Below are 20,884 nucleotides of genomic sequence, written 5' to 3' on the forward strand. Positions count from 1 at the left end.
CCGTGAACCGATCGACCGCCTGCCACCCGAGGACAGGCGGTCCGCTGCCGACACCGGGTCCCCCGCTGCCGACACACCATCGCCCGCTGCCGACACAGCACCGCCCGCTGCCGACGGCGGGCCGGGCCGGGACAGACGGGCCGTGCGATCGGCCGGCGCGGCGGCGGTGCGGGCCGCGTTCCGGCGGCAGCGACGCGGCGAGCGGCTGGACGACGACGAGGTGGCCTGGCTGACCGTGCTCCTCACCCATCTGGCGGTCCGTGACCACGCCTGGTCACGGACCGACGGCCGAGACGCCGACATCAGCCTCTGGACCGACGTGCTGCGCCGGGCCGAACCGGATCTGATCGCGGCGCCGGGCACACTGCTCGCCTTCGCCGCGTGGCGGGCCGGGCACGGCGCGCTGGCCGCGGTCGCGCTGGAAAGGGTGCTCGCCACCCACCCGGAATACCCGCTCGCGGTCCTTCTCGACGACGCTCTCCGGCGAGGCCTGGCCCCATCCGAGCTGGACGGCTGGTCCGCCGCCGGTCCGGCGGTGCTGCGTCGCCGCCGGCGTCGTCCGCGCCGATGAGCGGTCACGCCGGTCACTCGGGCAGGCGGTGTGCCCCGGTGTAGACGTTCATGGTCGGTCCCCGCAGGAAGCCGACCAGCGTCATGCCGGCCTCCTCGGCCAGCTCCACGGCGAGTGTGCTGGGCGCGGAGACCGCCGCGAGCAGCGGTACGCCGGCCATCCATGCCTTCTGCGTCAGCTCGAAGCTGGCCCGTCCGGAGACCATCAGCAGGTGCCCGGCGAGTGGCAGGCGGTCCGCCCGCGCGGCCCAGCCGATCACCTTGTCCACGGCGTTGTGCCGGCCCACGTCCTCGCGCAGCACCACCAGATCGCCGTCCGCGGTGAAGAGGCCGGCAGCATGCAGCCCTCCCGTACGGTCGAAGGCGCGTTGGGCGGCGCGCAGCCGGTCAGGCAGTTCGGCCAGCAGTTCGGCGGTCACCACCAGCGGGTCCCCGTGCACGGCGAATCGCGAGCGGGTACGGACCGACTCGATGCTCGCCTTCCCGCACACCCCGCACGAGCTGGTGGTGTAGAAGTTGCGCGTCGGGTCGGTGGCGGGCTCGGGCACACCGGGGGAGAGCACCACGTCGACCACGTTGTAGGTGTTCGGAGTCTCCGCACCGGAGCAGAGCTGCGCGGTGTGCACGTCCTGCGCCGACCGGATCAGCCCCTCGGTGAGCAGGAAGCCGATCGCCAGGTCCAGGTCGTCACCGGGCGTACGCATGGTCACGGCGAGCGGCCGGCGTCGGCCCGGACCGCCCGGTCCGACCCGGATCTCCAGCGGCTCCTCCACGGCCAGCGTGTCCTGCCGACGGATCCGGGCCCGGCCGTCGTCCGCCGCCCCGAGGTCGATCCGCAGCACGCCCCGCCGGTCTGTCGCCCGTCCCATGCCGCCATCCTCCCCCGCCCGCAGCCCCACCCGCACCTCCACCCGAATGGCCGCCGCCCAGCGCCCCAGCCGCCATGCCTGCCGCCGCCCACGCCGCCATCCCTGGCGCACGCCCAGTGCCCGCGCCTGCGCTGCCGCCGCCCGAGCCGCCGTCCCTGCCGTGCGCTCAGTGCCCGCGCCTGCGCTGCCGCCGCCCGAGCCGCCATCCCTGCCGTGCGCCCAGTGCCCGCGCCTGCGCTGCCGCCGCCCGCGCCGTCCCTGGCGCCGAGGCGGAGACGTGATCAACCACCGGTTCGCCGAAGTGGCGGCAACAGAGAGCCCGCGATGCCACCACTTCGGCGAAGTGAAGTGGATCAAGCGGGGAGGCCGAGGAGAGCGGGGAGGCCGAAAAAGCGGGGCGGCCGAGGAGGCGAGGAGGCCGAGCAGCCGGTGCGCCCTCGGAGCCGGTGGGGGTGCGGTGGCCGTGGATAGGGTGGAGCGGTGACGGGGTACGCGGCGGTGCTGCTCGCCGGCGGCTCGGCCCGGCGGATGGGTGGGACGGACAAACCGGCCCGCCCGGTCGGTGGCCGACCGATGCTGCACCGGGTGCTGGGCGCGGTGGCCGACGCGGACGAACGGGTGGTGGTCGGCCCGGCGGGTCCGCTGCCCGACGGGGTCCGGTCGACGCGGGAGGAGCCGCCCGGCGGGGGCCCGGTGGCCGCCACGGCCGCCGGGTTGGGCCTGCTGCGGGCCGGTACGACCACGGTGGCCCTGCTCGCCGCCGACCTGCCCCTGTTGACGGCGGCGGCGGTGACCGAGCTGAGGCTCGCGCTCGACCGGTCGGCCGCCGGGGTGGCCTGTTTCGTCGACGGTGATGGCCGCCGGCAGCAGCTCTGCGCGGTCTGGCGGCTGCCGGCGCTGCGTACGGCTCTCGACCGGCTCGCGGTGGAGCGGGGCGGCGCGCTCGACGGGGCGCCGGTGCGCGGGCTGCTGGCCGGCACCACGGTCCGGGAGGTGACCTGGTCCGGTACCGGGCCACCGCCCTGGTTCGACTGTGACACTGACGAGGACGTACGCCGGGCGGAGGAGTGGGTGAGATGACGGTGCTGGACGACTGGGTCACCGCGGCGTGCGCGGAGTTGGGGCTGGACCCGGCCGGGGTGCCGGTGCCGGCCGTGCTCGACCTGGCGCGGGACGTGGCGCACCAGGTGCTCCGGCCGGGGGCGCCGGTCACCGCGTACCTCCTGGGGGTGGCGGTGGGTCGTGGCGCGGACCCGGCGGCGGCGGCCGCCCGGCTCAGCGCGCTGGCCGGGTCCTGGCCGGTCGACCTGGACGGGACGGTCCCGGCGGGATAGGCGTGTCCGATCCCGGTCGGGCCTGATTCGGTCGCCCGCGCCCGTGGGTAGGGTGGCGGGAACGGACGGAGGCGATCATGACGGCAGACCACCCCTCGACGCCGATCGACCAGCCTTCCGGCGGTACGCCGGAACAGCACGAGTCGATCCTGCTCGACGAGCCGACCACGGCTGATCTCCGGGCCAAGGTGACGGAGGCGTGGCGGGAGTTCGCCCGGGCGCTGGCCGACCGGCTGCGCGGGCTGCCCGCCGGCGGGCACCTGGAGGTCACGCTGGACCCGACCGCCTCGGGTACCGGGGACGCCGTCTACTCGGTGAGTGCGGATGCCGACGAGGAGGGCCGCCTGTCGGCCCGGGCGGTGGGTAACGCCACGCTCCCGCCGGGCTATCGGCTGGACCGGGGCGCGGTGGCCGACATGGTCGCGCTGGGCTGGTCGCCGCCGGGGGTGGTGTCCGGTTCCGGCGAGCAGTTCGGCCTGGACTGCGGCGTGGACGAGGCGAAGCGGTTGTCCGCGGTGCTCTCCCGCACGCTGCGGGACGTCTACGGCGCCCCGCACCCCGCCTTCCTCGTCTACCTGGTGCAGGACGCCGGGGGCGAGCCGTTGCCGGTGGAGCCGTTGGGCACCGCCCGCAGCGAGTCCGGCCCGGACCTGGACGCGGAGGCCGACCTCGACGAGGCGTTGGCCGCGGCGGCGGCGGCCCAGTCCGGTGAGAAGGACGTGCTGGCGTTGGAGGAACGCGTCCGCACGGTGGTGTCGACGATGTTGAAGTCCAACTCCGATCAGGTGCAGGTCGACTCCGACGGTGACATCAACATCCGGTCCGGCTCCGCCATGGTCTTCGTGCGGGTCCGTGACAATCCGCCGCTGGTCGACGTCTTCTCCCCGGTGTTGACCGAGGTCGAGCCGACCGAGCGGCTCTACGTGAAGCTCTCCGAGTTGACCAACCGGATGCCGATCGGCCGGCTCTACTGCGCCGACGACACGGTCTGGGCCTCCATCCCGGTGTTCGGCCGCAACTTCCAGGCCACCCACCTGATGCTGGCCGTGCAGGTGATGACCGGTCTCGCCGACGAGTTGGACGACCGGCTGCACGGCGAGTTCGGCGGCAAGCGCTTCTTCGGTGAGGGTGACAAGCCGTCCCGGGCGCAGGAGCACCGCACCGGCATGTATCTCTGACCCGCCGGCTCGGGGTCAGGTCTTCGACGGCCCGACGCCGGGGGACTCGACCAGCCGGGAGAGCACGATGGTGCTGCGGGACGAGGTGACGAAGGACTCGGCGCGCAGCCGTTCCAACGCCTCCTCCAGGTGCGAGATGTCGGCGGCGCGCAGGTGCACCAGCGCGTCCGCCTCGCCGGAGACGGTGTAGGCGCCGACCACCTCGGGGTGCCGGCGGACGGCGGCGCCGATCTGCGCCGGGGTGGTCCGGCCGGCGCAGAACAGCTCGACGAACGCCTCGGTGGTCCAGCCCACGGCGGCCGGGTCGACGACCGCAGTGAACCCGCGGATCACCCCGGTGGCGCGGAGCCGGTCCACCCGGCGCTTCACGGCGGGGGCGGAGAGTGACACCCGGCTCCCGATGTCGGCGTACGAGGCGCGAGCGTCCGCCACGAGTAGCGCAATGATTCGCTGGTCGACCGCGTCTATCTGCAACGTTCCGCCTCTGGGAAGCAATATTTTTGGCTGTTACCAAAGTTCTAGCGTACCTACTCTTGGTGACCGTGAACCAGCAGCGAGTCTCGCGAAAGCGGACATATCTCATGTGCTCTCCGGAGCGCTTCGCGGTCGAGTACGCGATCAACCCGTGGATGGACGTGACCACGGCGGTCGACGTCGACCTGGCGGTCAAGCAGTGGGAGCGGCTGCGCGAGACGCTGGTCGGGCTCGGTCACGAGGTGCACCTGCTCACGCCGGAGCCCGGGCTGCCGGACATGGTCTACGCGGCGAACGGCGCCTTCGTGGTCGACGGCACGGTCTACGGCGCCCGGTTCAAGCACGAGCAGCGGGCCGCCGAGGCCGCCGCGCACCGCGCGTTCTACGAGACGCGGGGCTGGCGGTTCATCGCACCGAGCGAGACCAACGAGGGCGAGGGCGACTTCGCGTACCTGCCGGAGGCCCACGGTGGGCTGATCCTCGCCGGTCACGGCTTCCGCACCGAGCCGGCGGCACACGCCGAGGCGCAGGAGGCGCTCGGTCGGCCGGTGGTCTCGCTGCGCCTGGTCGACCCGCGTTTCTACCACCTCGACGTGGCGCTCGCCTCGATCGACGACGAGAACGTCGTCTACTACCCGGGTGCCTTCTCCGCGGCCAGTCAGCGGGTGCTGACGCAGCTCTTCCCGGACGCGGTCGTGGCGGACGACGAGGACGCCCTCGCCTTCGGCCTGAATCTGGTCAGCGACGGGCTCAACGTGGTGCTGAACAGCGAGGCGACCCGGCTGGCGGGCACGCTGAAGGCAGCCGGCTACCACCCGGTGCCGGTGGAGTTGGCCGAGCTGAAGAAGGGCGGCGGCAGCGTGAAGTGCTGCATCGCCGAACTGCGGCACTGACCGCGGTGTGACCGGGGGCGGCCTCCCCACCGGGAGGCCGCCCCCGTCGACTCAGCCGAGCGTGGCCAGCTCGTTGATCACCACGTTCGAGAGCATGCGGCCATCGAGCTGCACCTTGCGCAGGTACCACTTCTGCTGCGGGGTACGCGGCTGGTTGAACTGCCAGGAGCCGCGCGGGCTGTCGATCTGCCCGATCTTGCCGAGCGCCAGGTTGACCTGCTGCGGGGACAGGTTCTCCCCGGCCACCCGGATCGCCTTGTCCAGCACCAGCGCGGCGTCGTACGAGGCCATCGAGTAGGTGGACGGCGAGGTGTTGAACCTCTTGCGGTACGCCGAGGCGAACACCCGGTTCGCCGTGTTGTTCAGGTCGGCCGAGTAGTTCAACGCGGTCTCGATCCCGTACTGCTCGATGAGCTGCCGCTCCCGGCCCTTCTCGCCGTCGTCGAGCTGCTCCAGCACGGTGCCCTCGGTGAGGAAGCCGGGCGCGTAGATCGGCCCCCGGTAGCCCTCGGCGTAGAGCTGCTTGACGAACTGCACCGCCTGCGCGCCGGTGTAGTGGCAGAACACGGCGTCCGGGTTGCGCCCCAGCGCCTTGCGGATCGGCCCGACGTACACGCCCTTGCCCGGGTTGGGGTAGTCCGGGGTGAAGATCGGGTCCTCGGTGAGCCGGCGGCCCTGCTCGTAGCCACGCCGCAGCCCGTCGATGACGTCCCGGCTGCCGGAGCCCTGGGTGCCGAAGATGGCGATCCGACTGGACGCGTCCAGGTTCTGCCGCAGGTACGCCCCGAGCGCCAGGCCCGGTTCGGTCAGCACGTACGAGGTGCGCCAGATGTAGACGACGCCCTGCAACGTGGCGGGGGAGGCGTTGGAGCCGACCAGCGGCACCCGCGCCTTCTCGACGGCGTCCCTGATCCCGGTCATCACGGTCGGGCTGACCACGCCGGTGAGCGCGAGCACGCCCTCCTTGAGCAGTCGGTCGACGGCCGCCTGGCCGGTCGCGGCGCTGTCGCCCTCCTCCGCCGGCACGAGCGTGACCGGGTGCCCGCCGAGTTGCTGGGCGTGCGTGGCGAGGAAGAGCTCGAAGCCGTTGGTGATCTCGTCACCGATGACCTTGTTCGGGCCGCTGCCCGGCACGATCAGTCCGATCTTGATCGGGGTGCCGGGCGCGGGTTGATCCGTGGTGTCGTCCCCGGGCCCGCAGCCCGCCGCGAGGCCGGTGGTGCCCAGTGCGGCCAGCAGTTGCAGGGCTCGCCTGCGGTTCATCCGTGCCACCGACTTCCTTCCCGCCGGGGTGGCCAAGGTGCACACCCCTTCGGCGTTCTACCTGGTCGGCGACGTTGCGTCAATGGTGGGACGATCACCGTGAAGGGACCGCAACGCCTCGACCACCCGGGGCCAGGCGGTCGAGCCGGGTGCGATCAGCCCGAAATGCTCGCACTCCGAGAGCTCCACCAGCGTGGACGTGCCCCCGGCGGCCCGGTCTGCGGCCACCCACGAGCGGCTGGTGGACACCGGCACCTGGCGGTCGAGCAGTCCGTGCACCACTACGATGCGTGTCCGGATCGGTACCAGTACCGAGGGGTCCGACACGGCGTACCGGTCGGGCACGTCCGCCGGACCGCCGCCCAGCAACGCGGCCACCGCCCCGGCGTCCAGATCGAGCCGGTACGCCTCGGCGAGGTCGGCGATCGGGGCCAGCGCGAGCACACCGCCGACCGTGTCCGGGGCGTGTGCGGCCACGTACAGCGTCAGGTGCCCGCCGGCGGAGTGGCCGATCAGGATCGGCGGGCCCGGCGCCACCCGGCCGGGCAACGCGGCGGCGGCCAGCCCCGGCAGGGCGGCGACGCCGGCGAGCACGTCGGTGAGCGTGTGCGGCCAGCCGCCGTCCGGCTGGCCGGTCCGGCGGTATTCGAGCTGGGCCACCGGATGACCGAGCGCGGCGAGTTCCGCCGCCATCGGGCCGGTGTGGGTGCGGTCGTACTCCGCCCGCCAGAACCCGCCGTGCACCACGACCACCAGCGGTCGTGGCGGCCCGTCACCGGCCGGGCGACGCAGGTCGGCGCACTGGTCCGGATGGTCGCCGTAGGCGACGGTGGCGTCCGGCGGCGGCGCCGGCCGGGTCAGCACCTCGCGCGGGTCGGTGGCCATGGGGGGACGGTAGCCTGCCCGGTCCTGGGCGCGTACCCGTGGTCGGGGTGGGGAAAGATGGGTGCCATGACCGAAGCGCACTCCGCCGGACACGACGACGAACAGGGCAACGATGGCATCCCCGGCACCGTGGTGGTGGTCGGGCCGGACGGCCGACCGGTCGGCACGGTGCAGACCGACGAGGGCAAGGGCGAGGACCCGACCCGACTGGTCGAGCAGCCGGCCAAGGTGATGCGGATCGGCAGCATGATCAAGCAGTTGCTGGAGGAGGTGAAGGCCGCCCCGCTGGACGACGCCAGCCGGCACCGGATGCGGGAGATCCACGAACGCTCGATCGTCGAGCTGAAGGAGGGCCTCGCCCCCGAGCTGCGGGACGAGCTGGAGCGGATCTCGCTGCCGTTCACCGAGCAGCAGGCGCCCAGCGAGGGCGAGTTGCGCATCGCCCACGCCCAGCTCGTCGGCTGGCTGGAGGGGCTGTTCCACGGCATCCAGGCCGCGCTGGTCGCCCAGCAGATGGCCGCCCGCGTCCAGCTTGAGCAGATGCGCTCCGGCCGGCAGGCGCTGCCCAGCGGCCCCGGCGGGGTGATCCCGGGCATGCCGGGGATGCCCGGCGGCACCGAGGGCCACACCCCCGGCCAGTACCTGTGACCCACCGGTCGGGGCGCGTCACGCGCCCCGACCGGTCAGTCCACCCCGAAGACCTTCTCCAGGTACGCGGCGACGCCGTCGTCGGTGTTCGCCCCGGTCACCTCGTCCGCGATCTCCCGTACGGCCGGGTGTGCGTTGGCCACCGCCACCGCCCGCCCCGCCCAGGTCAGCATCGGTACGTCGTTCGGCATGTCGCCGAAGGCCACCACGTCCCGCTCGTCGATGCCCAGGCGGGCCGCGTACCAGGCCAGACCGGCCGCCTTGGTCACGCCCGCGGCGGAGATCTCGATCAGCCCGCTGTACGACGAGTGGGTCGCCTCGGCCAGCCCGGCGAGCGCGCCGGCCACCACCCGGACGAACACGTCCGGGTCCTGCTCGCCGGCCCGCACCAGCAGCTTCACCGCCGGCGCGGCGAGCAGCTCCTCCGGCGACTCGACGGCCCGGATCGCCTCCGCGTCGGCGTCCCAGCGCAGCGGGTAGTGCGCCTCGTGCCGCATCTGCCGGCTGTCCACGATCTCCACCGCGAAACTCACCCCCGGCACCTCGGCACGCAGTCGCCGGGCCACCTCGGCCAGCAGCTCCGGGGCGAGCGGGTCGGCGCGCAGCACCTCGTCGGTGACCGGGTCGTACACCACCGCGCCGTTGGCACAGATCGCCGGCAGGGGCGCGTCGAGCTGGTCGTACACGAGTTTGAGCCAGCGGATCGGACGGCCGGTGACCAGCACGACCGGCGTGCCGGCGGCGACGATCCGGGCCAGCACCCCCGCGGTGCGCGGGCTGAGCATCCGGTCGTCGCGCAGCAGCGTGCCGTCGATGTCGGTGGCGACGAGCCGAGGTGGATCTCCCATCACCGGGACAGTAGTCGGTCCAGGTAGACCGCGACGCCGTCGTCGTCGTTGCGCAGGGTGATCTCGTCCGCGGCGGCGCGGACCTCCGGGTGGGCGTTCGCCACCGCCACCCGGGCCCATCCGGCCCAACCGAACATCGGCAGGTCGTTGGGCTGGTCCCCGAAGACGAGCACGTCGGCCGGATCCACCCCGAGCCGCTCGGCGACGACGCTCAGCCCGGTGGCCTTGTCCACCCCGGGTGGGCAGATCTCGACGAAGCCGAGCCCGGCCTGGGTGAGCGTGGCCGTCTCCGGCGGCACGATCCGGCGGGCCGCCGCCAGCAGTTCGTCGACGTGGTGGTCCTCGGTCCGGACGAACGCCTTGACCACGTCGCAGGAGAGACACTCCGCCCGGCTGCGCGCCTCGAAGCGGTCCGGGTAGGGCCAGCTCGGGTGGTAGTCGCCCCAGAGCGGCGCGTCGTGCTCGCCGGACGCCTCCACCATCACGGTGAGCGGGCCGACGGCGGCTTCCAGGTCGGCGAGGAGGCGGGCCAGCACCTCGGCGGGAAGGCGTTCGTCCCGCAGCACCAGCGGGCCGGCCGGGTCGCTCTGGTCGACCACCCAACCACCGCCGGCCATCACCAGGAAGTCGGCGGCGCGGATGTCGTTGCGGCTCAGTTCGGCCAGCCGGGGGCCGCGTCCGGTCGCGCCGACCACCGGGATGCCGGCGGCCCGCACCCGGTCCAGCACCCCGTGGGTGTACGCGGAGACGGTGTCGTCGCTGCGGACGAGCGTCCCGTCGAGGTCGGTGGCGATCAGCTTGGGCAGGCCCGGGCGGGTCATCGTTCCTCCTTCGCCCGCGCCGTCACGCCGGCCGACCAGGCCTCGGTGCCGCGACCATCGGACGGCGGGCAGCAACCGTATCTCGCGCCGAGGGTGCCAACCATGGCTTTCCGGCGAATCGGTCGCGAATGCCCGGGGACGCGCCGGTGGCCGGCGCGGTGCGGTCACCCGACCCGGTCAGCGGGACCGTTCGGGCCCGGCGAAGGGCACCGTGGGCTGCACCGTCAGGTCCGCCGGTGCCGGTGGCGCGTCGTCGTCGGTCAGCCGGCGTCGGCGACCGGGCCGCCCGTCGGGGGCGCCCCCGGACGGTTCGTCGGGGGTCACCTCGGCCCGTCCACCGGCCCGCCCGGCCAGGTGCAGCGCGGCCGCCAGCAGCGCGACGGCGAGGAAGGCGGTGACCAGCCCCCGCCCGTGCTCCACCGGGAGGTTCCGCTCGGTAGGGAAGACCAGGATGCGCCGGGCGAGCTGCTGGAGCGAGGCGGCGGTCGCGACCAGCACGCCCAGCATGGCCGCCGCGAGGGCCAGGCCGGCGATCCGGGCGTGGTGCCGCACCGCCGGTGCGCCGCGAAGCGCCAGCGCCAGCGCCGCCGACAACCCGAGCAGACCCACGAGGTACGCCACGCCGAAGCCGCTCGTCTCGGCGATGCCGCGGGCCAGCCGGTTCGGGGCGTCGCCGTCGCGGGCCCCGTCGGGCACCGTGAGCACCAGCCACTCGCCGACCAGCGAGGCGAGCGCGGCGACCGCGCCGAGCCCGGCGAGCACCGGCGGTAGGCGGTGGTCGCGGCCCAGGCCGGCCAGCGCCCGGCCCACCCGGCCGGGTGGGTTCGCCTCGGTGTCGGCGTCCCCCCACTCCACCACCGTGGTGCCGTCGGCACGGTCGTCCTGTCTGGGGATGGGGAGATCCTGCGACATGGGCCACCCTTCCCGTGCGCGGGCCTGCGTCGAATCATCGCACAGCCGGCACCGGTGCACCCGGCCCCGAAGGCGGGGGGAGCGGTGCGACGCGGGCCGCTTTCGGTTAGCGTCGGTGCCATGCCTATCCGTACCGCATCCGCTCGCTGGCAGGGAAACCTCACCGAGGGGTCCGGCACCGTCCGCACCGGCAAGGGCGGCCTGTCCGGCAACTACTCCTTCAAGTCCCGCTTCGAGGAGGGCGAGGGCACCAACCCCGAGGAGCTGATCGGCGCCGCGCACGCGAGCTGCTTCTCGATGGCCCTCTCCAAGCAGCTCGCCGACGCCGGCGTCACCGACACGTCGGTGGAGACCACCGCCAAGGTGCACTTCGACAAGACCGACGCCGGCATGACCGTGACCCGCATCGACCTGGAGACCGTGGGCCAGGCCCCGAGCCTCGACGAGGCCGGGTTCACCAAGCTGGCCGAGGCCGCCAAGGAAGGCTGCCCGATCTCCCGGCTGCTCTCCCCGGGCGCGGAGATCACCCTGACCGCCCGCCTGGCCTGACACCACGTACGACACGGTGGGGGCGCTCTCCGGGGCGCCCCTGCCGTCCGCCGGTGGCGAACGTGAGGAAGTGAGCGGGCCGCGTGGCCGTGGAGATGAGCCGGGACCGGTTCGAGGAACTGGTCGGCGAGGCGCTCGACGAGGTGCCCGAGGAACTGCTCGGGCTGATGAGCAACGTGGTCATCCTGGTGGAGGACGACCCACCGCCCGGCGAGGACCTGCTCGGCCTCTACGAGGGGCACGCGCTCACCGCACGCGGCTGGGACTACTCCGGCGTGCTGCCCGACCGCATCCTGATCTACCGCAACCCGATCCTGGCGATCTGCGACACCGACGAGGACGTCGNGACGAGCGCCTGCACGCCCTCGGTTGGGGTTGAGCGGCCGGTCCCCGTGGTTGCGCCCGTCCCCTAGCCTGCGGTGCAGGCACATCCCGATGCAGGAGGAAACCCCCATGCGCAGCGCGCTGTTCTCCGCGGAGAACCTTGAGAAGGAGTCCCAGCAGCCGGGCATGCGGCTGCAGAACTCCAAGATGCTGAAGATCGAGCTGAACGGCGAGGCGATGGCCCGGGTCGGGTCCATGGTCGCCTACCAGGGTCAGGTGCAGTTCCAGGCCCTCGGCTCCGGCGGCATCGGCAAGTTCATCAAGCAGCGGCTCACCGGCGAGGGCGTGCCGCTGATGAAGCTCTCCGGGCGCGGCGACGTGTTCCTGGCCGAGCTGGCCAAGGACGTGCACATCATCGACCTGGAGCCCGGCGACGCCCTGTCCATCAACGGCTCCAGCGTGCTGGCCTTCGACTCCACGCTCCAGTACGACATCAAGATGGTCAGCGGCATGGGCGTGGNACCACCAAGGGCACCCCGGTGGTGCTCAACGTGGACGCGCCGACGTACGTCGACCCGCAGGCCGCGGTCTGCTGGTCGGCCAACCTCCAGACCGGCTACCACCGGGCCGAGCAGCTCGGCCTCGGCACGCTGCTCGGGCGCAGCACCGGGGAGGCGTTCACGATGAGCTTCGCCGGTCAGGGCTTCGTCGTCGTGCAGCCCTCGGAGGAGCCGCCGGTGGCCGGCAGCGGTGCCCAGCAGCAGCAGGGCGGCCTGCTCGGCGGCCTGCTCCAGTGACCGGCCGCGCCGGGTGCGCCCTGGGGGAGCACCCGGCGCGGTCAGCTCAGCTCGCCGGCGCGTAGCCGGGCCAGCCAGGCCACCGCGTCGGCGTAGTCGGCGTCGGAGAGACCGGCCGGCGCGGGCGTCGGCCGGTTGCCGTCCGCCGTGCTCCAGCGGTGCCGGGGGTACGACCCGAGGAAACGCACGTCCGCGCAGACCCGACGCAGCCCCTGGAGCGCCTCCCCGAGGCGTACGTCGGCGACGTGCCCGGTGCAGTCGAGGAAGAACACGTAGCGCCCGAGCGCCTCACCGGTCGGGCGGGACTCGATCCGGGTCAGGTTCACCCCGCGCACGGCCAGCTCCATGAGCACCGCCAGCAGCGCGCCCACCCGGTCGTGCGCGATGTAGACCGCCAGCGAGGTGAGGTCGTCACCGGTCGGCGGCGGGGGTGGCCCGGGGCGGGACAGCAGCGCGAACCGGGTCACCGCGTCCGGGTGGTCGGCGATCTTGTCGGCGAGCACGGTCAGCCGGTGCCGGGCGGCGCCGATCGGGGCGCAGATGGCGGCGTCGTACTCGCCGGTCGCCGCGCCGGCCGCGGCGGCGCCGTTGGAGAGCACGTCGACCACGGTCGCGTCGGCCAGGTGGTCCCGCAGCCAGCCACGGCACTGGGTGGACGCCTGCGGGTGCGCCGCCACGGCGCGTACCTCGGTCGGCGTGACGCCGGGGCGGGCGGCGAGCACGAACTCCACCGGCAGGACCACCTCCCGGGTGATCACCAACGGGTCGCCCTCGGCCAGTTCGTCGAGGGTCACCCCGACCGCGCCGCCGATCGAGTTCTCCAGCGGCACCAGGGCGGCGTCCGCCTCACCGGCCCGTACGGCGTCCAGCGCCTCGCCGACGCTGCGGGCCGGTGTCCGGTCCCCCCGCTCGGCCGCGGGCACGGTGCGCAGGGCCTGCTCGGCGAAGGTGCCCTCGGGGCCCAGGTAGACGAAGCGGGTTGGTGGTGTTCCCGGCATGGCGACCAGCCTACGCACCCGGGGTGCCGTCACAGGCCAGGGCGCGCACGCCGGTCGGCGCGGTGGCCCGCACCTCGACGCCGCACACGTCCGTCCCGGCGGTCACCAGGACGGTCGCGCCGGCGCGACCGCGCGTGACCACCTGGAGTTCCTCGTGCCCGGCGACCGCCAGCACGGTGTAGTGCCAGCCCTCCGCGCAGAGCGGCCCGGTCCGGACCGTGACCCGGACGTCGCGGGGCAGCACCCCGGCGGCGCCACGCAGCAGCGCGACGATCCGGTCGCCGGAGGGCGTGCCCCGGCAGGGAACGGCGACCGGAGCGGGGGTCGGGGCGGGCCGGGTCGGCGCAACCGGGGGAGGCGAGGCGGCCGGCGTCGGGGTCACGCTCGGGGCGGGTGTGGCCGACGTCGAGGCGCGCGGGCCGGCGGTCGCCGGCTCGTGCAGCTCGGGCGGGGCGCCGCAGGCGGTGAGCGCGAACAGGGCCAGCAGCGTCAGGGGAACACGCCGGAGGTGGAACGGGATGCGGGGCACGGTGCAGTCCTCGACATCGAGGGGCGTCGACGGGGCCCGAGGGCCGAGCCCATCGTAGGAGGCGCAGCGGTCGGGGAGAAACCTGCCGTCAGAGCACCGAGAAGAAGGTGAGCGAACCGGCCACCGCGGTGCCGCTGAGCACCGGCGTGGAGATCGCGTCGACCGTCGTCCCGGCGTCGGAGCACCCCGGCCCCTGGACCCGGAGCAGGCCGCGGGCGAGCCGGCCGGAGAGGAGCGCGAGCAGCGGCGGGATCTTGTCGGTCTCCTGCTCGGTGAGCTCGCTCGGGCTGGCGGTGAAGTCGACCAGGCGCAGCCCACCCTCCAGCAGTGGCAGGCCGACCACGTCTTCCGGCGCGCCCAGGCAGAGCAGGGCGCAGCCGGACGAGGAGATCGCCACGACGGTGGTGTCGGCGTCGATCAGCAGGCACGGCTCGGCGGCCCGGGAAACCGTGCCGGACCACCGCCCGAAGTTGTCGGGCTGCTGCTCGGTCGTCGTCTCCGCCGGGGACGCGAACACGTCCGAGAGTGAGAGCTCGACGTGGGCCACCGCGCCTCCTATGTACACCGACGGTCTGTCCACGCTAGCCGGTCGGCACGCCGACCTTCCGGCCGCGCTGAGCTTCCCGACCACCGGTGCCACCCGTGGCACCGGGCGGCTCGGGGGCCGGTGGACAAGCGTCGGTGCGGTGGGAGCCCCGGATGCCGGGCGCCAGCGACGACGCGGACCGACGGGACCGGTCGGGGGCGGAGCCGCGACCGCGTGGCGTCGTCGGAGACGTTACCGGCGGGCGGCCCGCTTGTCAGCGGCCGTTCGGCCCTCGTCATACCACCGGTAGTCGGCGGATGGACGGTACGTGCCGTTGAACCACGTCGACGGCGTCTGGGCGACCCGCGAAAGTTTCTCGGCGGTGGCCGGGCTGATCCGGTTGCCCGCGGCCACGAGCATCCGGTCCAACTCCCGGTGGGTGGCCATGAGGCAGTCCTTCGGCAGGCCGTAGACGCTGATCACGCCGGAGCCGACGAACGTCAGCACCGGCGTCACCGGGATCGGCAGGCCGACCGCTTCGGAGAGCGCCTTGCTGGCCCGCTTCGCGTCGCGGCGTGCCTCGGCCACATAGGGCGGACGCTTGCCGTTGATCTGCACGACGTCGCCCGCGACCAGCACGCGGGCCCGGCCGTGGTCGGCGATGGTGACCGCGAAGAGGCCGCTGGGCCCGATCGCGAGGAACCCGGCCCGGTCCTCCCGGACGCGGTCGAACAACGCGTCGGTCGGGTCCGTCCGGGGCCAGTCGACCACGTGCCAGGCGGGACCGAGGTGGTCGAGTTGCCCCAGGGCGCGGGCCCCGGCGGCTTCCAACCTGCGGGCACCCCGATCGGCTCGACGGCGGCGTGCCCACTCCAGAGGAGTCGGTCTGGCCGGCTCGAGCACCGAGGTGGTCTCGATCCCAGGAGGCGTCCCGTGGGGCGGCAGTGCCCGACTCGGTACGGCCCGACGAGCGGGAAAGACAGTCATCGCGACCTCCGGCAAAAGGTCTCTCGAAGTTATGTCTCCACTACCCTACGTTGCACACCCGGGGGCTCGGCAAGTTGGAGCGCCGGAATGACTGTGGATGAATGCCATATTCATTCACACTTCTTGTCCGGATGGTGCGGAAGCCTGCCCTAGGCTGCGAGGGTGACGCACTACGTGGACAGCGAAGTGGCCCGGCTCGGCACGGTGCTGCTGCACCGCCCGGGGCCGGAACTCGCCCGCCTCACCCCACGCAACAACGACTCCTTGCTCTTCGACGCTATCCCATGGGTGGGACGGGCGCAGGAGGAGCACGACGCCTTCGCGGCGGCCCTGCGGTCGCGCGGGGTGGAGGTGCTCTACCTGGCCGAGCTGCTGGCCGAGACGCTCGCCGTGCCGGACGCCCGCACCGAGCTGACCGAACAGGTGCTGCGGTCTCCCCGACTCGGCGACACCCTGCGCCGACGGGTCGCCGACCACCTGGCGTACCTCGACCCGGCCGCCCTGGCCGACGTGTTCACCGCCGGGCTCGCCCACGAGGAACTGCGGATCGGCGGCGAGCGGCGCGGCGGTCTGGTCTGGACACTGATGGACCGGCACGACTTCGTCATCGACCCGCTGCCCAACCTGCTCTTCACCCGCGACTCGTCGGTGTGGATCGGCGACCGGGTCGGCGTGACCAGCCTGGCCATGCCGGCGCGGCGGCGGGAGACCACCCTGACCGACGCGATCTACCGCTACCACCCGCGCTTCGTCGGCACCGAGTTCGTCTACCACCCCGGGCTCGAACCGCTGGAGGGCGGCGACGTCCTGCTGCTCGCCCCGGGTGTGCTCGCGGTCGGCGTCGGCGAGCGCACCACCCCGGCCGGCGCCGAACGCCTCGCCCGGCAGGTCTTCGCCGCCGGGTTGGCGCACACCATCCTGGTGGTNACGTGGACGCCGTGCTGATGTACCCGAACATCGCCAGCGAGCTGTCCGCGTACACCGTGGTCGCCGGCGCGGACGGCGACGACCCACGGGTCGACGGCCCGGCGCCGTTCCTGCGGGCCGCCGCCGACGCGATGGACCTCGACCAGCTCCGGGTGATCGACACCGGCCTGGACCCGGTCACCGCCGAACGCGAGCAGTGGGACGACGGCAACAACACCCTCGCCCTCGCGCCCCGGCTCTGCGTGGGCTACGAACGCAACGTGGAAACCAACGCGCAGCTCGAACGCGCCGGCATCGAGGTGATCGCCATCGCCGGCTCGGAACTGGGCTCCGGCCGGGGCGGCCCCCGCTGCATGTCCTGCCCCCTCGTCCGGGAGCAAGGAGGGGCCCCTTCTTAACACCTACGTGTGAGAAGGTGCCCCTTCTCTACCGGAGGCGTTAACAAGGGGCCCCTCCTTACACCTCAGCGCAGGGTGAGCTGGCGGCCCAGCAGGCCCTGCCGGGAGCGGCGGCCGGCCGCGTCCAGCGGCTCCGGCTCCGCCACCGCCTCGGCGTAGCGCCCGGCGAACTCCGTGACCGGGCCCTCCCACTCGGTGGCCGGGGTGTCCTCCGGCAGGTCCCAGACCGGCGTCAGGCGACCGTGCGCCCGGAACATGCCCGCGAACCGGGTGTCGTCGCCGAGGGTCAGCGTGCCGGCCGCGGCGAGCCGGGACAGGGCGTCCAGCGCCACGTCCTCGTCCTCCGGCAGCACCCAGCGGACGTGGGCCTTCTCCGGCACCCGGCACCAGTACGCGGCCCGCGCCGACGCCAGCTTCACCGTCGGGTAGACGGCCGCGTTGGCCCGTTCCAGGGACGCCTGCACGTTCGGGTCGTCGGCGGCGCCCGGGTCGAGCCAGAACTCGAACCCCTCGTGCATGCTGATCTCCAGCGGGCCGTCCACCAGGATGTCCTGGAGGCGGGGGCCCGGTCCGGGCAGCGGCGGCACGTCCACCTGGCCGCCCGGTTCGGTACGCAGCGCGCTGAGCAGCGCGTCGGCGAGGTCCCGGGAGACGTCGCCGGACTGCTGGTGCCGCTGGAGGCCGATGAGGATCCGCCCGTCCGGCTTCGTCACCACCGGGGCGGCCATCGGCAGGACGGTGGCCAGGGTGACCGGGCGGTCGCCGTACTCCTCGACCAGTTCGGGGGTCAGCCGCAGCGGCGCGGAGGCGGCCGGCACCAGCTCGCGCAGGGCGATCCACTCCGGCTCGTCGGCCAGCCCCTCGAAGGGGCGGGGCACGAAGATGTCGCGTACCTTCTCCCGCTTCGGGGTGGCTTCGGCCCGTTGGCTCTTTCGACGCTTGCTCACGGCGAGACAGCCTAGAGGCCGGGCGGGGCGGCCGGGGGCAGGACCCGCCTCACCCGGCGGCGACCAGGTCCGGCCGGTGCGACCCGGCCGGGTCGAACTCCGCCCAGACGCTCTGGCCCAGCCCGTCCCGGTCGACGCCCCAGCGGCTGGCCAGCCCGGCGACGATGTGCAGCCCGCGCCCGTCGGCCGCGTCCGGGGTCGCCACCCGCATTCGCGGGCCGGCGCCGGCACCGCCGTCGGTGACCCGGAGCTGGACGCTCGGCCCCCGCTCGGTGGCGCGCAGCCGCCAGGCCACCCGGACCACGCCGCCCGGCAGGGCGTCGGCGTGCCGGACCGCGTTGCCGACCAGCTCGGCGAGGACCGCCACCAGGTCGGCCAGCAAGGCCGGGGGTACGACGTCGGCCAGCTCGTCGGCGAGCCGGTGCCGGGCCAGGCGCGCACCGGTCGCGTGGTGCGGCACCACCACGCACCACGACCGTTGCGCCGGACCCCTCGACACGCCGTTCCTTCCCGTGGGCGCCCGGGTCACCCCCGGGGCAGCCGCACCTCTGCGACCGTACCCCCGCCGGCCCGTGGCCGGAGGGACACCCATCCATTCTGCTGCTCCACGATCTGCCGGACGAGGTAGAGGCCAAGCCCGGCACCGCGGTAGCGCCGGCGGTCGCCCGACTCCCCCTGCCAGAACCGGTCGAAGGCCCGCTCGACGTGCTCCGGCCGGATGCCGATGCCCCGGTCGGCGACCCGGAACGAGACGGTCCGCTCGTTCGCCTCGGCGCCGATCTCGATCGGCGTGTCCGGCAGCGAGTACTTGCCGGCGTTGGTGCCCAGCTCGGTGAGGACGGTGGCCAGGCTGTGCCGGTCGCCGAGCGCCTTCGGCAGGTCGGCCGGCAGGTCGAGCACGATCCGGTGCCGCAGGTCGGCCGGCAGGTCGAGTACGGCCGCCCGCAGCGCGTCGACCAGGTCGAACGGTGCGGCCGGCTCCTCGCCGGGGCGGTTCTCGGTGGCGGCGGTGAGCAGCCGGTCGACCAGCCGGGCCAGTTCGTTGGCGCGTTGCCCGATGATCCGGGCGGCCTGTCGACGGTCGTCGTCGCTGAGCGACTCCCAGTGGTCGGTGAGCGTGTCCGCGTACCCCTTGATCACGGTGACCGGCGTGCGCAGCTCGTGGCTGGTCACCGCGATGAAGAGGTCGCGGTCGTGGTCGCGCCGCTGCTGGTCGGTGATGTCGCGGAAGGTGACCACCCGCAGCGCGTTCGGGCCGGGCAGCTCGCCGGCGGTGATCCGCAGCCAGCGGCCGTCGGGCAGGCGGTGGTCGAGCACCTGCCCGGGGGGTGGGAGCGGGAACGGCAGCGGTCGGCTCAGTGCCTCGTCCGTCGACCGGCCGGTGACCCGGGCCGCCGCCGGGTTCCAGAGCCGGACCCGGCCGTCGCGGTCCACCACCGCCAGGCCGTCGGCGAGCGCCGCCACCACCGGTCCGTCGCCGCGTACGGGGAAGCCGGACTGGTCGCCGTACATGTGCGCGATGCAGGCGGCCACGTAGCCGACGACGGCGCGCTGCGAGGCCTCCAGCGGCTCGCCCGCCGGGTAGAGCGCGTGCAGGCTGCCGACGGTCAGGCCACCGATCTCCGCCCGCGCCATGATCATCTGGTGGAGCCCTCGCGCGGCGGCCTCGTCGGCCAGCGGACCGGGGATCGCGTCGACCCGGACCACCCGCACCGGCGGGCCGGCGAGCAGGCAGACGGTGGCCGGGTCGGTGGCCGGCAGCGGGCGACCGGTCACGAACTCGGCGCTGCCGGTCGCCACGATCACCCGCCCGCCGGCCGGGGTGAATTCCACGAAGACCAGACCGGCCGCGCCGACCGCCGGCTCGACCTCGCGGAGCAGGCGGGTGAGCACGGCGAGACCGGACTCACCCGAGTTGATCATCCGGTTCACGGTCGTCTGGCCGGCGATGAGGGCGGGGTAGTCGGTGCGCTCCGGCATGCCCCGAGTGTGCCGCGCCGACCGCGCGGGGGACACCCCCGGGCGGGCGAGCGTCCACCGGACGGATCGACGAGGCTCACCGACCCAACCGGGCCAACGCGTGGGCGGGCCGGTCCGTGATCACCCCGTCCACCCCGGCGGCGAGCACCAGTTCGAGGTCCTCGGGTTCGTTCACGGTCCAGACGTAGACCGAGTTGCCGGCGGCCCGCAGCGCGGGGACGAGGTGCGGGCGGGCCCGGACCAGGTCCACCCCGGGACCGGCGATCCGACTGCCGAAGGGCAGCCGGCCCAGCCGCAGCCAAGGGGGCAGCACCTCCAGCAGCAGCACCGTGGGCAGCTCCGGCGCCAGCTCACGGACCCGGCGTACGGCCAGCGGGGAGAAGGACATCACGGTCACCCGGACCGGGTCGTCCGGGCCGGGCTCGGCGAGACCGTGACGACGCAGCAGGGCCACCAGCCGGCGTTCCACCTCACCCCGGTAGCGCGACGGGTGCTTGGTCTCGATCAGCAGCCGGACCGGCCGCCCGGCGGCGAGCACCGCGTCGAGCAGCCGCTCCAGCGTGAGCAGCCGGGTGTGCGACTCGTCCAGCGTCTCGACCGTCGCGGCGGCCCGGTGCCAGGAGCCGAAGTCGAGCGCCTCCAGCTCGGCGAGCGTACGGGCGCTGACCAGCCCGTGGCCGTTGCTGGTGCGGTCCAGCCGGCGGTCGTGCACGCAGACCAGATGGCCGTCACGGGTCAGCCGGACGTCGCACTCCAGTCCGTCCGCGCCCTCGTCCAGGGCGCGCAGGTAGGCGGCGAGGGTGTGCTCCGGCAGGTCGTACGAGGAGCCGCGGTGGGCGAAGACCAGGGGGGCGGTCATGACCGGTTACGTGCCTCAGACGACCCGACCGGGCTGCCCGTCGTCGGTGACCACCGGGCGGCCGGCGGCGGCCCAGTCACCCATCCCGCCTTCGACGTTGCGCACCTGCTCCCAGCCGTTGCGCAGCAGGTAGGCCACCACCTGCCCGGAGCGGCCGCCGGAGCGGCAGATCACCGCCACGTCGCGGTCGTCGGGCACCTCGGCGAGTCGGGCCGGCAACTCGGTCATCGGCAGGTGGTGGGCGGCCGGCGCGTGGCCGGCGGTCCACTCGTCGTCCTCGCGGACGTCGAGCAGGTAGACGTCGTCGGGCACGGCCGACGCGGGCACGCTGGGAAGCTGGGCTCCGAACACGGTCACCAAGCCTAGCC

At 73.8% G+C, this 20,884-nt stretch carries 23 protein-coding genes and 3 pseudogenes; 10 read left to right on the forward strand and 16 right to left on the reverse strand.

Annotation, left to right across the window (positions count from 1 at the left end; genetic code table 11):
• The coding region (locus B1205_RS31020) for a DUF4192 domain-containing protein (RefSeq protein WP_254909769.1) at positions 1-571 on the forward strand (571 nt) is incomplete at its 5' end.
• Positions 572-584: 13 nt separating this feature from the next.
• Here B1205_RS31020 and fdhD read toward each other — a convergent pair.
• Positions 585-1,439 (reverse strand): formate dehydrogenase accessory sulfurtransferase FdhD, encoded by an 855-nt coding sequence (fdhD, locus tag B1205_RS07285; protein WP_089154862.1) that lies wholly within the window; start codon positions 1,437-1,439, stop codon positions 585-587.
• A gap of 480 nt (positions 1,440-1,919) precedes the next feature.
• On the opposite strand from fdhD, the gene mobA reads away from it, so the two are divergent.
• The 3 genes from mobA to B1205_RS07300 all read left to right on the forward strand — a co-directional run bounded on the left by mobA (position 1,920) and on the right by B1205_RS07300 (position 3,951).
• On the forward strand, positions 1,920-2,519 hold the full coding sequence (mobA, locus tag B1205_RS07290) for a molybdenum cofactor guanylyltransferase (RefSeq protein ID WP_089154863.1): 600 nt from the start codon (positions 1,920-1,922) through the stop codon (positions 2,517-2,519).
• The gene (locus B1205_RS07295; RefSeq protein WP_089154864.1) at positions 2,516-2,773 is read left to right on the forward strand and encodes a DUF6457 domain-containing protein; all 258 of its coding nucleotides are present in this window, start codon (positions 2,516-2,518) and stop codon (positions 2,771-2,773) included. The genes mobA and B1205_RS07295 overlap by 4 nt, the downstream gene beginning before the upstream one ends.
• A gap of 77 nt (positions 2,774-2,850) precedes the next feature.
• Positions 2,851-3,951: a T3SS (YopN, CesT) and YbjN peptide-binding chaperone 1 gene (locus B1205_RS07300; RefSeq protein WP_089154865.1), complete on the forward strand. Its 1,101-nt coding sequence runs from the start codon at positions 2,851-2,853 to the stop codon at positions 3,949-3,951.
• 15 nt (positions 3,952-3,966) lie between these two features.
• On the opposite strand, the gene B1205_RS07305 is transcribed toward B1205_RS07300, so the two are convergent.
• A complete protein-coding gene (locus B1205_RS07305; protein WP_089154866.1) occupies positions 3,967-4,425 on the reverse strand; it encodes an Lrp/AsnC family transcriptional regulator in 459 nt (152 codons plus the stop codon).
• Positions 4,426-4,484: 59 nt separating this feature from the next.
• Here B1205_RS07305 and ddaH point away from each other — a divergent pair, with 59 nt between their 5' ends.
• Entirely contained in the window at positions 4,485-5,318 is an 834-nt protein-coding gene (gene ddaH / locus B1205_RS07310; protein ID WP_176308455.1) for a dimethylargininase, read from the forward strand.
• A gap of 51 nt (positions 5,319-5,369) precedes the next feature.
• On the opposite strand, the gene B1205_RS07315 is transcribed toward ddaH, so the two are convergent.
• Positions 5,370-6,590, reverse strand: a complete 1,221-nt coding sequence (locus B1205_RS07315; RefSeq protein ID WP_089154868.1) for an ABC transporter substrate-binding protein — start codon at positions 6,588-6,590, stop codon at positions 5,370-5,372.
• A gap of 48 nt (positions 6,591-6,638) precedes the next feature.
• The gene (locus B1205_RS07320; RefSeq protein ID WP_089154869.1) at positions 6,639-7,466 is read right to left on the reverse strand and encodes an alpha/beta hydrolase family protein; all 828 of its coding nucleotides are present in this window, start codon (positions 7,464-7,466) and stop codon (positions 6,639-6,641) included.
• A gap of 57 nt (positions 7,467-7,523) precedes the next feature.
• Here B1205_RS07320 and B1205_RS07325 point away from each other — a divergent pair, with 57 nt between their 5' ends.
• Positions 7,524-8,114: a bacterial proteasome activator family protein gene (locus B1205_RS07325; protein ID WP_089154870.1), complete on the forward strand. Its 591-nt coding sequence runs from the start codon at positions 7,524-7,526 to the stop codon at positions 8,112-8,114.
• Positions 8,115-8,149: 35 nt separating this feature from the next.
• Here the strand turns inward: B1205_RS07325 and B1205_RS07330 are convergent, their stop codons facing one another.
• From B1205_RS07330 to B1205_RS07340, 3 genes are all read right to left on the reverse strand, one after another.
• Positions 8,150-8,962 (reverse strand): HAD family hydrolase, encoded by an 813-nt coding sequence (locus tag B1205_RS07330; protein ID WP_089154979.1) that lies wholly within the window; start codon positions 8,960-8,962, stop codon positions 8,150-8,152.
• Positions 8,962-9,783: an HAD family hydrolase gene (locus tag B1205_RS07335; protein ID WP_089154871.1), complete on the reverse strand. Its 822-nt coding sequence runs from the start codon at positions 9,781-9,783 to the stop codon at positions 8,962-8,964. Before B1205_RS07335 ends, B1205_RS07330 begins: the two co-directional genes overlap by 1 nt.
• Positions 9,784-9,960: 177 nt before the next feature.
• Complete coding sequence (locus B1205_RS07340) at positions 9,961-10,695, reverse strand: hypothetical protein (RefSeq protein WP_089154872.1); 735 nt, start codon at positions 10,693-10,695, stop codon at positions 9,961-9,963.
• Between the two features lie 120 nt (positions 10,696-10,815).
• Between B1205_RS07340 and B1205_RS07345 the strand changes: the two genes are divergently transcribed.
• The 3 genes and pseudogenes from B1205_RS07345 (at position 10,816) to B1205_RS07355 (ending at position 12,365) form a co-directional block, all read left to right on the forward strand.
• On the forward strand, positions 10,816-11,244 hold the full coding sequence (locus B1205_RS07345; RefSeq protein ID WP_089154873.1) for an OsmC family protein: 429 nt from the start codon (positions 10,816-10,818) through the stop codon (positions 11,242-11,244).
• 89 nt (positions 11,245-11,333) lie between these two features.
• Positions 11,334-11,623: pseudogene (locus tag B1205_RS07350) on the forward strand (metallopeptidase family protein).
• A 74-nt stretch (positions 11,624-11,697) separates the two neighbouring features.
• Positions 11,698-12,365: pseudogene (locus B1205_RS07355) on the forward strand (AIM24 family protein).
• 41 nt (positions 12,366-12,406) lie between these two features.
• Here the strand turns inward: B1205_RS07355 and pheA are convergent.
• The 4 genes from pheA to B1205_RS07375 all read right to left on the reverse strand — a co-directional run bounded on the left by pheA (position 12,407) and on the right by B1205_RS07375 (position 15,405).
• A complete protein-coding gene (gene pheA / locus B1205_RS07360; protein WP_089154874.1) occupies positions 12,407-13,363 on the reverse strand; it encodes a prephenate dehydratase in 957 nt (318 codons plus the stop codon).
• Between the two features lie 10 nt (positions 13,364-13,373).
• Positions 13,374-13,892 carry a hypothetical protein gene (locus tag B1205_RS07365; protein WP_089154875.1) on the reverse strand — a complete coding sequence of 173 codons (519 nt, stop codon included), beginning with the start codon at positions 13,890-13,892 and terminating at the stop codon, positions 13,374-13,376.
• 88 nt (positions 13,893-13,980) lie between these two features.
• Positions 13,981-14,439, reverse strand: a complete 459-nt coding sequence (locus B1205_RS07370) for a hypothetical protein (protein WP_089154876.1) — start codon at positions 14,437-14,439, stop codon at positions 13,981-13,983.
• Positions 14,440-14,670: 231 nt separating this feature from the next.
• Complete coding sequence (locus tag B1205_RS07375; protein WP_089154980.1) at positions 14,671-15,405, reverse strand: hypothetical protein; 735 nt, start codon at positions 15,403-15,405, stop codon at positions 14,671-14,673.
• A gap of 162 nt (positions 15,406-15,567) precedes the next feature.
• Between B1205_RS07375 and B1205_RS07380 the strand changes: the two are divergent.
• A pseudogene (locus B1205_RS07380) lies at positions 15,568-16,730 on the forward strand (arginine deiminase family protein).
• 65 nt (positions 16,731-16,795) lie between these two features.
• Here B1205_RS07380 and B1205_RS07385 read toward each other — a convergent pair.
• The 5 genes from B1205_RS07385 to B1205_RS07405 all read right to left on the reverse strand — a co-directional run bounded on the left by B1205_RS07385 (position 16,796) and on the right by B1205_RS07405 (position 20,867).
• Positions 16,796-17,677 (reverse strand): DUF5926 family protein, encoded by an 882-nt coding sequence (locus tag B1205_RS07385; RefSeq protein WP_089154877.1) that lies wholly within the window; start codon positions 17,675-17,677, stop codon positions 16,796-16,798.
• Positions 17,678-17,726: 49 nt separating this feature from the next.
• Positions 17,727-18,143: an ATP-binding protein gene (locus tag B1205_RS07390; RefSeq protein WP_254909787.1), complete on the reverse strand. Its 417-nt coding sequence runs from the start codon at positions 18,141-18,143 to the stop codon at positions 17,727-17,729.
• A 59-nt stretch (positions 18,144-18,202) separates the two neighbouring features.
• Positions 18,203-19,657, reverse strand: coding sequence for a sensor histidine kinase (locus B1205_RS07395; protein WP_089154879.1), 1,455 nt, complete (start codon positions 19,655-19,657; stop codon positions 18,203-18,205).
• A gap of 76 nt (positions 19,658-19,733) precedes the next feature.
• A complete protein-coding gene (locus B1205_RS07400) occupies positions 19,734-20,516 on the reverse strand; it encodes a glycerophosphodiester phosphodiesterase (RefSeq protein ID WP_089154880.1) in 783 nt (260 codons plus the stop codon).
• 15 nt (positions 20,517-20,531) lie between these two features.
• Positions 20,532-20,867 (reverse strand): rhodanese-like domain-containing protein, encoded by a 336-nt coding sequence (locus B1205_RS07405; protein ID WP_089154981.1) that lies wholly within the window; start codon positions 20,865-20,867, stop codon positions 20,532-20,534.
• Positions 20,868-20,884: the final 17 nt, after the last annotated feature.

Origin of the sequence: Micromonospora sp. NBS 11-29 (genome assembly GCF_002140155.1) — a bacterium.
In the GTDB taxonomy this organism is placed as follows: domain Bacteria; phylum Actinomycetota; class Actinomycetes; order Mycobacteriales; family Micromonosporaceae; genus Micromonospora.